Raw genomic sequence first — 12,846 nt, forward strand, 5'->3', positions numbered from 1 at the left:
TTTATCCACAGGATGTGTATGAATGACACCAGTGTCATTCGAGGGACGGAACGTGCCTACCGCCAGCGCATCGTCATGATCAGGCCGACCACCATCAGGCCGAACCCGATCAGGAAGTTCCACGCGTTCAGATCGGCCATCCAGCCGATCTGGTCGGCCGCCAGGTAGTAGACCAGCAGCCAGAGCAGTCCGGCGAGCATGAAGCCGAGCATCAGCGCGACGTACCACACCGGTGACGGGCCACCCTTCACCTTCACCGGAGTGCGGCTGGGCGGGGGCGTGTATGCGGTCTTCTTACGGACCTTGGACTTGGGCATGACGTCCTCGTATTCGGCGTGCAGGTCGTTACTTCTAGGCTATCCCAACAGCCCTCGCTCGCGATTGCCACGTACGCTCGGACTATGCGTGTTCTGGTCGTCGACAACTACGACAGCTTCGTATTCAACCTGGTGCAGTACCTCGGCCAGCTGGGTGTGGAAGCCGTGGTCTGGCGTAACGACGACGCACGCCTCGCCGACCTGGACCGATTGCTCACCGAGGGCGACGGGACCGGCCCGGGTGGCGGCCGCTTCGACGGCGTGTTGATCAGCCCCGGCCCCGGCACCCCGGACCGCGCCGGCGCCAGTATCCCGCTGGTGCGTGCGGCGGCCCGGCACCGGATGCCGCTGCTCGGTGTGTGCCTGGGACATCAGGCGATCGGCGAAGCGTTCGGGGCGACGGTGACCCGGGCCCCGGAGTTGCTGCACGGCAAGACCAGCGAGGTCTACCACCTCGGCTCCGGCGTGCTGGCCGGCCTGCCCGATCCGTTCACCGCCACCCGCTACCACTCGCTCACCGTCCTCGAGGACACCCTGCCCGCCGAGCTGGAGGTACTCGGCCGGACCGAGAGCGGCATCGTGATGGCCATGCGCCACCGCGAGCTGCCGATCCACGGTGTGCAGTTCCATCCCGAATCCGTGCTGACCGACGGCGGGCACCGGATGCTGGCGAACTGGCTCGAGGTGTGTGGTGAACGCCCGGCGGAGGGGCTGGTGGCCACGCTGGAGGCGGAAGTGCGCGCCCTGGTACCGCGATGACCCGGCCGTGGGTGCTGCTGTCGGTGGCGATGAGCCTGGACGGCTATATCGACGATGCGAGCGCCGAACGGCTGCTGTTGTCCAACAGCGCGGATTTCGACCGGGTGGACCGGGTACGCGCCGAATCCGATGCGATTCTGGTGGGCGCGCAGACGCTGCGCCGGGACAACCCGCGGTTGCTGGTGAACAGTGACCGGCGCCGGATCGATCGTGTCGCCGCGGGACTGCCGGAATATCCGGTGAAGGTCACCGTCACCGAGAGCGGTGAGCTGGATCCGGGATGGCAGTTCTGGCATACCGGCGGGCAGAAGTTGGTGTACACGGGAGCCGCCGGCGCCCGGCGGCTCGGTGCTCGGCTGGCCGGGCTGGCCGATGTGGTGGTCCTCGGCGAGCAGGTCGATCTGGCCGCGCTGCTCGACGACCTGGCGGCGCGCGGCATCGGGCGGCTGATGGTGGAGGGCGGTACCCGAATCCACACCGGGTTCCTGGCCGCCGGGCTGGCCGATGAACTGCAGCTGGCGGTGGCCCCGGTGCTGGTGGGCGACCCGGCCGCACCTAGATTCCTGGATCCGGCTGTCTTCCCGGGCGGTGCACAGCACCGGATGCATCTGGCAGCTGTGGAGAAAGTTGGGGATGTTGCGGTGCTCAGCTATCGGACGACGGACCCGGAGGGGGTGCCGGGCACGCTGTCATGAATCGGTGAAAAGGTCTTCTACCTGCTTATATTCTGTAATCAACAGGCATCTGGTGATTGCTCCGGACTTGTCCACATGATGTTTTCCACACCATCACCAGCCTGTGGATAACTTGTCCACGCACAGGAGGTACACCGTGCCGGCAGATCCCGACCACCAGTTCATGCTCGAAGCCATCGAACTGGCCCGGCAGTGCCCACCGAGTCCGTCCGCCTTCTCGGTAGGGGCGGTCCTGGTGGCCGACGGCGCCGTGTTCTCGACCGGCTACTCGCGGGAGACCGATCCGAAGGTACATGCCGAGGAGTCGGCACTGGACAAACTGGCCGCCGACGATCCCCGGCTGTCCCGGGCCACCGTCTACAGCACGCTGGAACCGTGTTCGACCCGGGCGAGCGCCGGGCGCTCGCCCTGTACCGACCGGATCCTGGCCGCCGGTATACCGCGGGTGGTCATCGCCTGGCGTGAGCCCGCCACCTTCGTCGACAACTGCGAAGGGGTGGCGAAGCTCCGGGCGCACGGGGTCCAGGTGGTGGAACTACCGGAACTGGCGGCGGCCGCCATGTCGATGAACCAGCACCTGGACCTCTCGCACTGACGGAACGATCCGTCACGGCCTTCCGTAGATCGCCATCACGAACTCACCGAGCTGATGGTCGTCGAGATTCCGGGCCAGATCGGCTTCGCTGATCATGCCGACCAGGCGTTTGTCCTCGATCACCGGCATCCGCTTGATCCGGTGACCTTCCATTTCGCCGAGTACTTCCTCGACCTGCGCGTCCGCGCGGATCCAGCGCGGAGTCGCCTCGCACAATTCCCCGGCCCGGGTCTCCATCGGGGACAGACCCCGGGCCAGGCATTTCACCACGATGTCGCGGTCGGTGATGATTCCGCACATCCGATCGTTCTCGTCGGACACCACCAGCGATCCGACATCCAGTTCGGCCATCACCTGGGCGGCACGGGCCACGGTGTCTTCTCGCGAGATCCACTGTGCGCCGGGTTTCATGATGTCCCTGGCAGTGGTCATCGAGCTACCTCCTCTTCAGCTGGGCTGGTCGGATGGAGCAGCTCCTATTGTGTCACCGTGGCAGCGGAGAAGCAGCCACCTGAACGGTCACCGGAGTACTGATCGTGATGGTCGAGCCGGCCGACGGGCGCTGACCCACCACCTTGCCGGCGTTGCCCGAGTCCAGCGTGATCACCGTCGAGCGGTTGAACGCCCCCGACCAGCCCTCCGCTTGCAGCGCGGCCAGCGCCTCGTCGGCGGTGAGCCCGCGCAGATCCGGCATGGTGATCCGGTCGCCCTTGGAGACCTGCACGGTGACCGTCGAACCCTGCTCGGCATTGCTGCCGCCGGCCGGTGTGGTGGCCACCACCTCCCCGACCGGGCGGGCGGAGGGTACTTCCTCGACGACCACCTCGAACTCCGCTCCGGTCAGGTTCGGCTCGGCGACCTCGATGTCCTGCCCGACCACATCGGGCACCCGTACCTCTTCGGGCCCGGTGCCCACCGTGATCACGACCGCCGAATCGACATCGACCCAGGCGCCGCCGGACGGTTCCTGGCCGATCACCTTGCCGACCTCCTGCTGGCTGGAGGACTCCTCGGTGATCTCCGGGGCCAGCTGCAACCCGATCGCGGCCAGTTTCTGCCCGGCTTCGGATTCGGTCAGCCCGTCCAGCAGCGGAACCTGGACCTGCTCGGGACCGGCGGAAACCTGCATGGTGACCGTGCTGCCCTTGTCGATCCGTGATCCGCCCAGCGGCTGGGTGGCGATGACATTGCCCACCGGTACCGTGCTGTCGGCCTTCTGCTGAATGGCCACCACGAACCCGGCGGATTCCAGCATCCGCTCGGCCTCGGCGGACGGCTGCCCGGCCAGGTCCGGAACCGCCACCTGGTCGGGGTTGGCCCCCGGTCCGAACACCATCCAGAACACGCCGAACAGGGCCGCGAGCACCACCGCCGCGCCGCCGGCCAGCAGCGCGGTGCGCCGGGAGGAGTTCGCCGGGTCGTCGTCGGGCGCCGCCAGGGCGTCGTCCGACACGGTGTGGAAATCGGTCGCGCCGGTGCCGTTCGCGGCCAGGATCGTGGTGCGGTCCTCGTCCGTCATCACCGCGGGTGCGTTCGGCTTCTGCCCGCCCAGCACCCGGATCAGGTCGGTACGCATATCCGCCGCGCTCTGGTACCGGTTCGCCGGGTTCTTCGCCATCGCCTCGAGCACGATGGAGTCCAGCTCGCGTGGGACACCCGGATGCACGGTCGACGGCGGCTGCGGGTCCTCCTTGACGTGCTGATACGCCACCGCCACCGGCGAGTCACCGGTGAACGGGGGAACCCCGGTGAGGATCTCGTAGAGCACACAGCCCAGCGAGTACACGTCCGAGCGGGCATCCACGGTCTCACCGCGGGCCTGTTCCGGGGACAGGTACTGGGCGGTGCCGACCACGGCGGCCGTCTGGGTCATCGGATTCGAGCTGTCGGCGATCGCCCGGGCGATCCCGAAGTCCATCACCTTCACCGCACCGGCCCGGTTGATCATGATGTTGGCCGGCTTCATGTCCCGGTGCACGATCCCGGCCTTGTGGCTGAAGTCCAGCGCCGCGCACACATCGGCGATGATCTCCATGGCCCGCCGCGGCGGGATCGGGCCCTTGCCGCGCACGATATCGCGCAGGGTATCGCCGTCGACGTACTCCATCACGATGTAGGGCAGCGGCCCGTCGTCCACGGTGGCCTCGCCGGTGTCGTACACAGCGACGATGGCCGGATGGTTCAGTGCGGCGGCATTCTGTGCCTCGCGCTTGAAACGCAGATAGAAAGTGGGGTCGCGGGCCAGGTCGGCCCGCAGCACCTTGATCGCCACATCCCGGCTGAGCCGGAGATCGCGGGCCTTGTGGACCTCCGACATCCCGCCGAACCCGATGACCTCGCCCAGCTCGTACCGGGCGGAGAGGTTCTTCGGGGTAGTCATCGCTGTCCTAGGACCGAAGTAGTGGGCAGGCCGGCCGAATCCTCGTCGGCACTGTACGGAAGTTCGATGTCCACACCACCCGGAAGGGCCTCGGTGGTCGAGGTGGCCGTTGCGGTGGTCGTCACCGAGGTGGTCTCCCCGGAGTCGTCATCGGCCGGGATATCGGTCGGTTCCGTGGTGGGTTCCGGGGTCGGCTCGGTGGTGGGTTCCGGAGTCGGCTCCGTCGTCGGCTCGGGTGTGGTCGGTTCCGGAGTGGTCGGCTCGGGTGTGGTCGGTTCCGGCGTCGTCGGTTCCGGCGTAGTGGTCGGCGGCGGCGGGGCCAGGGTGGTCGTCGGCTCCGGCTGCTGGGTGATCACCGGCGGCGGTGCCACGATCGAGCTGGTGGTGGTGCTGGTGGCCGGCGCCGGCAGTTGGGTGGTCGGCGAGGTGCCCGGCTCGGTGTTCGGTTCGCCCCCGAACAACACCCACAGCACCGCCGCACCGGCCACCAGCGTGGCCGCGCCCAGCCCGATGAACCACTTCTGATTGGTCTTGTCCGCGGCGCCGGTCCCCGCCGCCGCGGCGCTCATGGTCGGTGCGGCGGCCGCCGGACGGTAGGCCGGCGCGGCGCCGTCGGCGGGAGTGCGGGCGCTACCGGCTGGCAACACTGTAGTCGGACCGGGCGGCAACACCCTGGTCGCCGCCGTGGCGGCGGGTGGGACGGCCGCCGCTGCGCTGCCTTCGGGCGGGGGCGGCCGATGTCCGGCACGCACCGCGGCCACCGCATCGGCGAACTCGCCGCCGGTCCGGTATCGCTGCGCCGGTTCCTTGGCGAGGGTGGTCTCCACCAGTTCGCGCACATTCGGCGGCAGATCGGTCGGCAGCGGTGGCGGTGTATCGCGCACATGCTTCATGGCGACCGTGATCGCGCCCTCACCGGAGAACGGTCGCTGCCCGGCCAGGGCTTCGTAGCCGACCACGCCCAGCGAGTAGACATCGCTCGCCGACGTCGCGTCCTCGCCGACCGCCTGTTCCGGAGCGATGTACTGGGCGGTGCCCATCACCATGCCGGTCTTGGTGACCGGTGAGGCGTCCACGGCCTTGGCGATGCCGAAATCGGTGATCTTCACCTGGCCGGTCGGGGTCACCAGGATGTTTCCCGGTTTCACATCACGGTGCACCACCCCGGCCTCGTGTGCCGCGTCCAGGGCGCGTCCGGTCTGTTCCAGCATGTCCAGGCCCTGGAGCACCGACAGCCGGCCGAGCCGGTTGAGCACCGCGTTGAGCGGTTCGCCCTGAACCAGCTCCATCACCAGATACGCGGTCTCGCCACCTTGCGGGTCGGCGGTTTCGCCGTAGTCGTAGATACCGGCGATCCCGGGGTGGTTCAGCTGGGCGGTGGTGCGCGCCTCGGTGCGGAACCGCTGCCGGAAGGTCGGGTCGGCGGAGAACTCGGTCTTGAGGACCTTGACCGCGACCCGACGGTCCAGCCGGGTGTCGACCGCTTCCCACACCTGACCCATGCCGCCGGTCGCGATCAGGCGTTGCAGGCGGTAGCGATCGGCGATCAGCGCGCCGTTGTTCAGCATCGGGGCCCCCGTGATGTCACTCGCTCACTCATTTCGTTCAGCCCCCTCGAATTCCGGCATCGAGGACTGCCCGGGCGATCGGCGCCGCTACGGAGCCGCCGGTGGCGGCCAGGTTCCGGTCTCCTTCACCCTCCACGATCACCGCGATCGCGATCTCCGGGTTCTTCGCGGGGGCGAAGGCGATGTACCAGGCGTGTGGTGTGGTGTTGCGCGGATCGGATCCGTGCTCGGCGGTGCCGGTCTTGGAAGCGATCTGATACGGCGTGCGTCCGCCACCGGCAGTGTTGTCTTCCGACGCGATCATCAGATCGGTCAGCGTCGACGCTACCTGGGCGCTGACGGCCTGGCCCACGGACACCGGCCGGTTCTGTGACAACTCGGACAGATCCGGCTCCTGGGTCTCGTCCACCAGATACGGCTGCATCCGGACACCACCGTTGGCGATGGTCGCCGCGATCACTGCGTTGTCCAGCGGGGTCAGCGCGACATCACGCTGACCGATGCTGCTCTGGCCGAGAGCGGAGTCGTCCGGGATCGGGCCGACGGTGCTCTCCGCCACCGGGATCGGAATATCGGCGTGGGTGCCGATGCCGAACGCAGCCGCCTCGTCTTTGAGCGCGGTGGCACCGACCTCGATGCCCAGTTCGACGAATGCGGTGTTGCAGGACATCCGGAACGCGTCGTACAGGGAAGCCGTCGGGCCGCTGCCGCATTTACTTCCGCCGTAGTTCTCCAATGTGGTCTGCGTGCCGGGCAAGGTGATATTGGGTGCGGCGGTGAACTGGGAGTCGGGTGTGGCCACTCCGTTCGTCAATGCCGCCGCCGTGACGATGGTCTTGAAGGTGGATCCGGGCGGATAGGTCTGTGAGATGGCGCGGTTGAGCGTCGGCTGCCCCGGATCGTTCTCCAGTTCCTCCCAGGCAGCTCCGGCAGCTCCGGCATCATGGGTCGCCAGCCGGTTCGGGTCGTAGCTGGGTGTCGACACCATGGACAGAATCCGGCCGGTGCTCGGTTCGATCGCCACCACCGATCCGGTATAGCCCTTGGCGGTCAGCTCCTCGTACGCCGTTTGCTGCATCACCGGGTCGATCGTGGTCAGGACATTGCCGCCGCGCGGGTCGCGCCCGGCGAACATGTCCACCAGTCGGCGGCCGAACAGCTGGCTGTCGTTGCCGCTCAGTATCGGATCCTCGGCGAACTCCAGGCCGGACTTGCCGAACCGCATCGAGTAGAAGCCGGTAACCGGTGCGTATGCCTCCGGCATGCTCGGGTAGGTGCGCAGGTACTTGTACCGGTCCTCGGTGGCGACCGAACTGGCCAGCACTGTGCCGCCCGCGGAGATCTGCCCGCGTTGTCTGGAGTACTCGTCCAACAGCACCCGCGAGTTGCGTGGGTCGGCACGCAACTCGTCGGCCTTGATCACTTGTACGTAGGTGGCGTTGACCAGCAGCGCGACGATCATCACCATCACCGCGACGGCGACGCGCCGGAGGGGCGTGTTCATGCCGGTCTCCCCTTTCCGGCCGGCCCAGAGCGCTGCATCATCTGGGTCCGGGCGTCCGCGATCGGTGCCGGTCCGCGCTTCCTGGCCGGAGCCGGGGCCCGGGCGGCATCCGAGACCTTCATCAGCAGCGCCACCAGCGCATAGTTGGCGAGCAGCGACGAACCGCCGTAGGCCATGAACGGGGTGGTCAGGCCGGTCAGCGGAATCAACTTGGTGACACCGCCGACCACTACGAACACCTGGATCGCGATGGTGAACGCCAGTCCGGCGGCGAGTAGTTTGCCGAAGCTGTCCCGTACCGCCAGAGCGGTGCGCAGACCACGCACGATGAGGATGGTGAACAACATCAGCACCGCGGTGAGACCGATCAGGCCGAGTTCCTCACCGATCGTGGTGACGATGAAGTCTGTCTTCGCGAAGCTCTTGAGCGCCTGATCCGTCCGGCCGTTGCCCAGTCCGGTACCGGCGAGCCCACCGGTCGCCAGGCCGAACAGTGACTGCGAGATCTGGTAGCCGGTGTCGTAATAGTCGTCGAACGGGTTCAGCCAGGTATCGACTCGCACCCGGACATGTCCGAACAGCTGGTAGGCGATGACGAATCCCAACAGGAGCAGACCTGATCCGACGATCAGCCAGCCGACTCGTTCCGTGGCGATGTAGATCATCACCAGCACGGTCCCGTAGATGAGCAGTGAAGTGCCCAGGTCTTTCTCCAGCACCAGCACACCGATACAGACCACCCACACCACGAGGATGGGCACCATGTCTCGGGCGCGGGGGAATTCCATCCCGAGGAAGTGCCGCCCCGCCGTGGTGAACAGGTCGCGCTTGGCGACCAGAATCCCGGCGAAGAACACGATCAGCAGGATCTTGGCGAACTCCCCCGGCTGCACACTGAAGCCGGGCAGCCGGATCCAGATCTTGGCGCCGTTCATCTCGGAGAACCGGCCCGGCAACACGGCCGGAATGGCCAGCAGGATCAGGCCGGCCAAGCCCAGGGTGTAGGTGTAGCGGGCCAGTGTCCGGTAGTCGTGCAACAGCACCAGGACCGAGACGAACACGATGATGCCCAGCCCGGTCCACAGAATCTGCTGGTTGGCATCCGGCGAGGGGATCGGCAGCGAATTGTCCGCGGCGCGCTGGGCGGCGGCCAGGTCGAGCCGGTGGATCAGCACCAGGCCGAGCCCGTTGAGCAATGCCACGATCGGCAGCAGCAGCGGGTCCGCGAACGGTGCGAACCGGCGCACCGCCAGATGCGCGACACCGAACAGGGCGCCGAACGCGGCGCCGTACTTGGCGATATCCCAGGTGATCGACTGTTCCTGGCTGGCCTCCACGATGAACAGCGACACCGTGGTGATCAGCGCGGCGAAGGCGAGCAACAACAGCTCGTTGTTGCGCCGCGTCGACGGCGGCGGGGCGGGCGCGAAACCACCGGGGGGACTCGGATAGGCCCCGGCCGAGGGTGCTGCCGGAGCCGACATCAGTCCGTCACCGGCCGGCAGTTCTCGCTCGAGACCTGCGGAGTCGGGGCCGCGGCGGTGGGCTGCGGCTGCGGGGTGGGTTCGGGTTGCGGCTCCGGTTCCGGGGTCGGCGCGGGCGGAGTCTCGGCCGGCGGCGGGCCGTCGGCCGGCGGTGCCTCGGTGCCCGGCGTCTCGGGCGGGATCACACCCGGCTGCTCGGGTTCCTGAACCGCGCAGGGCGGCAGCAGTTCGTCGTCGGCGAGCAGCTGCATCGATTCGCGGGCCCGGTCCAGCGATGCCGGGGGCAGGCCGCGCTCCACCTGGTCGCGGCCGGTCGGCTGGAGATCGTCCACCCGGAGTTCGCTACAGCCGGCGGGCAGATCCTCGCCGGCCGGGACCAGGGTCAGCTCGTCGGTACCGGTGATGCAGCCGACCAGTTCCACATCGTGGATCGAATAGCCGAGAATCGAACCGGGCAGCCCGCGCAGTACGACCACCCGGCCGTCGTCGGCGCCCACGTAGTAGTTGCTCCGGATCATCTTGTAGCCGACGGTGAGCCCCACGCCGATCGCGGCGATCAGCGCCAGCGACAGCAGAATCCAGCGCAGCTTGTGCGTGGTCTTCGGGGTCTCCGGCTCCGGGGTGGCGGCGCGGCGCGGCGGGGTGGCGCGCGGCGGGCGCATGGCGGCGGCACGACCGGCCGCGGTGTTCGGCGGTGGGGCGTCTTCCTCGTCGTCGGCGGAGGCGGCGCCCGCGACGATCGGATGGCTCTGCCCGTAATCCAGGTCGATGACATCGGCGACGACCACGGTGACGTTGTCGGGCCCACCGCTGCGCAGCGCCAGCTCGATCAGCCGGTCGGCGCATTCGTCGGTGCTGCCCTCGCGCATGGTGTTGCCGATGGTTTCGTCGCTCACCACATCGGACAGGCCGTCCGAACACAGCAGGTACCGGTCACCCGCGCGGGCCTCGCGCATGATCAGCGTCGGCTCGATCTCGTTTCCGGTGAGCGCGCGCATGATCAGGGAACGTTGCGGATGGCTGTGTGCCTGTTCCGGGGTGATCCGGCCCTCGTCCACCAGGGATTGCACGAAGGTGTCGTCCCTGGTGATCTGGGCGAGTTCACCCTCGCGCAGCAGGTAGGCCCGGGAATCGCCGATGTGGACCAGGCCGAGCTTCTTACCGGCGAACAGGATGGCGGTGAGCGTGGTGCCCATCCCGTCCAGCTCCGGCTCGTCCTCGACATGGTCGGCGATGGCCGCATTGCCGGTCCGGGTGGCCCGGTCCAGCTTGCCGAGGATGTCGTCGCCCGGCTCGTCGTCGTCCAGGTGGGCCAGCGCGGCGATGATCAGCTGGGAAGCGACCTCACCGGCGGCGTGTCCGCCCATCCCGTCGGCCAAGGCCAGTAGCCGGGCACCCGCGTAGACGGAATCCTCATTGTTGCCGCGGACCAGGCCGCGGTCGCTACGCGCGGTGTAGCGCAGAACAAGTGTCACGATCGCAGCTCGATCACTGTTTTGCCGACTCGGACCGGAGCACCGAGCGGGACGCGGACAGCAGTGGTGACTTTCGCACGATCCAGGTATGTGCCGTTCGTCGAACCGAGGTCTTCGACGTACCAGTCGTCACCTCGGAGAGACAGTCGTGCATGCCTGGTCGAGGCGTAGTCGTCGGTGAGTACCAGGGTGGAATCATCGGCGCGGCCGATCAGGACCGGCTGGCTGCCCAGCGTGATCCGGGTGCCGGCGAGTGAACCATGAGTGACCACAAGATATTTGGCGGTCTTCTGGCCTCGGCGCAGGTTGGGCAGCACGGTGGAGCCACGGGCCGCCCGGGAAGGCATCCGGATTCCGGACGCCGCGTATATGTCACTGCGCAGCGTGCGCAGTACTGCCCAGACGAACAGCCACAACAGCAGCAGGAACCCCGCACGGGTCAATTGCAGGATCAGTCCCTGCACGGCGTTCCACCTCCTGTTCGCCGGGGTCATGGGTGACGCAGGCAGGAACGAGCTCCCACCGGCGTGCCGACTCGGACCCCGTCGCCGGGGCCTGGTGTGCTGGCAGCATCTTAAGGTGCGAATCGCCTCCGCGTGCGCTGCAGCACCGCGAGCCTACTCGGATCACACGATGCGGATCAGAATCTCGGAGTGGCCGGCCCGGATCACATCGCCGTCGGCGAGCTGCCAGTCCTGCACCGGCGAACCGTTCACCAGGGTTCCGTTCGTGGAGCCGAGGTCCGACAGCATCGCGGTCTGGCCGTCCCAGCGCACCTCGATGTGCCGCCGGGAAACGCCGGTGTCGGGCAGCCGGAAGTGCGCGTCCTGGCCCCGGCCGATGATATTGCTGCCTTCGCGCAGCTGGTAGGTGCGGCCACTGCCGTCGTCCAGCTGCAGCGTCGCCGAGTAGCTGGACGGCACCGGGGCCCCGCCGTACCCGCCGGGCTGGCCGTAGCCGCCCGGCTGACCGTAGCCCTGCTGGTCGTAGCCGGGGTCGTAACCGGGCTGGCCGTAGCCGGCCTGCTGGTCCGGCTGCCCGTACGAGGAATCGGGGTAGCCGACGGTGCCGCCGGGCTGCGCGTAGCCGCCGCCCTGCTGCTGCTGGTCGTAGGCGGGGTCGGCGTAGGGCTGGGCGTAGCCGGCCTGCTGGCCGTAGCCCGGGTCCGCGTAACCGGCCTGGCCGCCCTGCTGGTCGTAACTCGGATCGGCATAACCGGGCTGGCCGTAGCCGCTCTCCGGGGTGTAGCCGCCCTGCTGGCCGTACGCCTGATCGGCGTAGCCCTGCTGGCCGGGGCCGAAGCCCTGATCGTAGCCCTGCTGGTCGTACCCGCCCGGCTGCTGCTCGTACCCGCCGGGCTGGCCGTAACCCTGCTGGCCGTAGCCCTGCTGTGGGTCGTAGCCACCCTGCTGTGGGTCGTAGCCCTGTGGAGGTTGGTCGTAGCCGCCGCCGTACCCGTTCTGGTAGCCGCCCTGCTGGTAGCCGTTGTAGCCACCCTGGCCGTAGTCGTCGCCGTAGCCGCCGGGCGCGCCAGGGGCCGGCGGGGCGTACCCGCGGTTGCGTGGATCGGCGTCCGCGGGCTCTCGGCTGGGGTCGAAGCCTGAGTTCTGCGTCATGTGGCCAGCTCCTGGTAGCGGGTTTGCGGGTCGTTGTGGCGTGGGTTCTGGGCGGCGTCCCGCGTCGGGGTCGACTCGGCCGGTCGTCCTGAACTGTCCGGTGTGCAGCGTAGGTGATGCTGCGAACGCCACGTGCACTTCGCCGTAGGTCTGCCAGCCTCGGTCATGGATGAAATCCTGCAGATGTTTGGCGAACGCCCGGGTGGTCAGGTCGTGATCGGCGGTCAGTTCTCCGTGGTCGGAGGCGCTGATCGTGATCACATAACTGTTCGGTGCCAGCAGATGTCCACCGTCGAGCTCCTGGAGCCGATCCGTGGCTTCCTGCTGCAACGCCGCCTCCACTTCCTGGGGGACGACGTGGCCGCCGAACAACCGGGCGGATACGTCATCGAAGGCGCCTTGCAGGCGACGTTCGAATCTCGACACGATGCCCATCCCGGCCCTCCCTTCGGT

General features: G+C 68.0%; 12 protein-coding genes. 3 read left to right on the forward strand and 9 right to left on the reverse strand.

Annotation, left to right across the window (positions count from 1 at the left end; genetic code table 11):
* Positions 1-56 precede the first annotated feature (56 nt).
* Complete coding sequence (crgA, locus tag AC1HFH_RS01585) at positions 57-317, reverse strand: cell division protein CrgA (protein ID WP_480245645.1); 261 nt, start codon at positions 315-317, stop codon at positions 57-59.
* Positions 318-401: 84 nt separating this feature from the next.
* On the opposite strand from crgA, the gene AC1HFH_RS01590 reads away from it, so the two are divergent.
* The 3 genes from AC1HFH_RS01590 to AC1HFH_RS01600 all read left to right on the forward strand — a co-directional run bounded on the left by AC1HFH_RS01590 (position 402) and on the right by AC1HFH_RS01600 (position 2,366).
* Entirely contained in the window at positions 402-1,076 is a 675-nt protein-coding gene (locus AC1HFH_RS01590; RefSeq protein ID WP_480245646.1) for an aminodeoxychorismate/anthranilate synthase component II, read from the forward strand.
* The gene (locus AC1HFH_RS01595) at positions 1,073-1,771 is read left to right on the forward strand and encodes a RibD family protein (RefSeq protein ID WP_480245647.1); all 699 of its coding nucleotides are present in this window, start codon (positions 1,073-1,075) and stop codon (positions 1,769-1,771) included. Before AC1HFH_RS01590 ends, AC1HFH_RS01595 begins: the two co-directional genes overlap by 4 nt.
* A gap of 136 nt (positions 1,772-1,907) precedes the next feature.
* Positions 1,908-2,366, forward strand: a complete 459-nt coding sequence (locus AC1HFH_RS01600; RefSeq protein ID WP_480245648.1) for a deaminase — start codon at positions 1,908-1,910, stop codon at positions 2,364-2,366.
* 12 nt (positions 2,367-2,378) lie between these two features.
* On the opposite strand, the gene AC1HFH_RS01605 is transcribed toward AC1HFH_RS01600, so the two are convergent.
* The 8 genes from AC1HFH_RS01605 to AC1HFH_RS01640 all read right to left on the reverse strand — a co-directional run bounded on the left by AC1HFH_RS01605 (position 2,379) and on the right by AC1HFH_RS01640 (position 12,828).
* Positions 2,379-2,798 (reverse strand): CBS domain-containing protein, encoded by a 420-nt coding sequence (locus AC1HFH_RS01605; RefSeq protein WP_480245649.1) that lies wholly within the window; start codon positions 2,796-2,798, stop codon positions 2,379-2,381.
* 52 nt (positions 2,799-2,850) lie between these two features.
* Positions 2,851-4,746 (reverse strand): Stk1 family PASTA domain-containing Ser/Thr kinase, encoded by a 1,896-nt coding sequence (gene pknB / locus AC1HFH_RS01610; RefSeq protein WP_480245650.1) that lies wholly within the window; start codon positions 4,744-4,746, stop codon positions 2,851-2,853.
* On the reverse strand, positions 4,743-6,314 hold the full coding sequence (locus AC1HFH_RS01615; protein ID WP_480245651.1) for a serine/threonine-protein kinase: 1,572 nt from the start codon (positions 6,312-6,314) through the stop codon (positions 4,743-4,745). Before AC1HFH_RS01615 ends, pknB begins: the two co-directional genes overlap by 4 nt.
* A gap of 37 nt (positions 6,315-6,351) precedes the next feature.
* Positions 6,352-7,818, reverse strand: coding sequence for a peptidoglycan D,D-transpeptidase FtsI family protein (locus AC1HFH_RS01620; RefSeq protein WP_480245652.1), 1,467 nt, complete (start codon positions 7,816-7,818; stop codon positions 6,352-6,354).
* Positions 7,815-9,302 carry an FtsW/RodA/SpoVE family cell cycle protein gene (locus AC1HFH_RS01625; RefSeq protein ID WP_480245653.1) on the reverse strand — a complete coding sequence of 496 codons (1,488 nt, stop codon included), beginning with the start codon at positions 9,300-9,302 and terminating at the stop codon, positions 7,815-7,817. The genes AC1HFH_RS01620 and AC1HFH_RS01625 overlap by 4 nt, the downstream gene beginning before the upstream one ends.
* On the reverse strand, positions 9,302-10,777 hold the full coding sequence (locus AC1HFH_RS01630) for a PP2C family protein-serine/threonine phosphatase (protein ID WP_480245654.1): 1,476 nt from the start codon (positions 10,775-10,777) through the stop codon (positions 9,302-9,304). The genes AC1HFH_RS01625 and AC1HFH_RS01630 overlap by 1 nt, the downstream gene beginning before the upstream one ends.
* On the reverse strand, positions 10,774-11,241 hold the full coding sequence (locus AC1HFH_RS01635; RefSeq protein ID WP_480245655.1) for an FHA domain-containing protein FhaB/FipA: 468 nt from the start codon (positions 11,239-11,241) through the stop codon (positions 10,774-10,776). The genes AC1HFH_RS01630 and AC1HFH_RS01635 overlap by 4 nt, the downstream gene beginning before the upstream one ends.
* 162 nt (positions 11,242-11,403) lie before the next feature.
* The gene (locus tag AC1HFH_RS01640) at positions 11,404-12,828 is read right to left on the reverse strand and encodes a DUF3662 and FHA domain-containing protein (RefSeq protein WP_480245656.1); all 1,425 of its coding nucleotides are present in this window, start codon (positions 12,826-12,828) and stop codon (positions 11,404-11,406) included.
* Positions 12,829-12,846: the final 18 nt, after the last annotated feature.

The organism is Nocardia sp. KT25-26, assembly GCF_056627695.1.

What these genes read in the sequence shown, in the direction of transcription:
- AC1HFH_RS01640 (WP_480245656.1), bottom strand. Translation starts at nt 12,828, where the DNA reads ATGGGCATCGTGTCGAGATTCGAACGTCGCCTGCAAGGCGCCTTCGAT.
- AC1HFH_RS01620 (WP_480245652.1), bottom strand. Translation starts at nt 7,818, where the DNA reads ATGAACACGCCCCTCCGGCGCGTCGCCGTCGCGGTGATGGTGATGATC.
- AC1HFH_RS01590 (WP_480245646.1), top strand. Translation starts at nt 402, where the DNA reads ATGCGTGTTCTGGTCGTCGACAACTACGACAGCTTCGTATTCAACCTG.
- AC1HFH_RS01615 (WP_480245651.1), bottom strand. Translation starts at nt 6,314, where the DNA reads ATGCTGAACAACGGCGCGCTGATCGCCGATCGCTACCGCCTGCAACGC.
- AC1HFH_RS01625 (WP_480245653.1), bottom strand. Translation starts at nt 9,302, where the DNA reads ATGTCGGCTCCGGCAGCACCCTCGGCCGGGGCCTATCCGAGTCCCCCC.
- AC1HFH_RS01595 (WP_480245647.1), top strand. Translation starts at nt 1,073, where the DNA reads ATGACCCGGCCGTGGGTGCTGCTGTCGGTGGCGATGAGCCTGGACGGC.
- AC1HFH_RS01605 (WP_480245649.1), bottom strand. Translation starts at nt 2,798, where the DNA reads ATGACCACTGCCAGGGACATCATGAAACCCGGCGCACAGTGGATCTCG.
- crgA (WP_480245645.1), bottom strand. Translation starts at nt 317, where the DNA reads ATGCCCAAGTCCAAGGTCCGTAAGAAGACCGCATACACGCCCCCGCCC.
- pknB (WP_480245650.1), bottom strand. Translation starts at nt 4,746, where the DNA reads ATGACTACCCCGAAGAACCTCTCCGCCCGGTACGAGCTGGGCGAGGTC.